The sequence below is a fragment of the Frankia sp. AgPm24 genome (assembly GCF_023243055.1).
Lineage (GTDB): Bacteria > Actinomycetota > Actinomycetes > Frankiales > Frankiaceae > Frankia > Frankia umida.
Map to the genome: position 1 here is coordinate 1 of NZ_JALKFW010000112.1, position 332 is coordinate 332.

1 pseudogene is annotated in these 332 nt (G+C 67.2%); it reads right to left on the reverse strand.

The annotated features are described in order from the left end of the window. Window positions 1-299, reverse strand: a pseudogene (locus tag MXD61_RS05890) (NADPH:quinone reductase); the annotation flags it as partial. Window positions 300-332 lie beyond the last annotated feature (33 nt).

Sequence of the window (332 nt, forward strand, 5' to 3'; positions counted from 1 at the left end):
ACCAACCCGGCCAGATAAGGGGCCCGATCCCCCAGCGCCATCCCGACCAACGTCGACCGCAACACATCCACGGCACCAGAGGCGACACGGCGCTGCGGCCCGGCCAAAGCCCGCAACAGACCGGGAACAGGCCCGTCCTGACGCCGTAGGACCGCTGGATCCAGCACCATCGGAACCAGCGTTGCATGCCGTGAGGCCAGCGCACGATCCAGCAACGCCATTCCCTCTTCAGCGCTCAGCGCGCCGATACCGGCTCGGCTCATGCGAGCCAGATCAGCCTGAGTCAGATGCCCGGTCATCGTGCTCGCCTCAGCCCAGTAACCCCAGGCCAG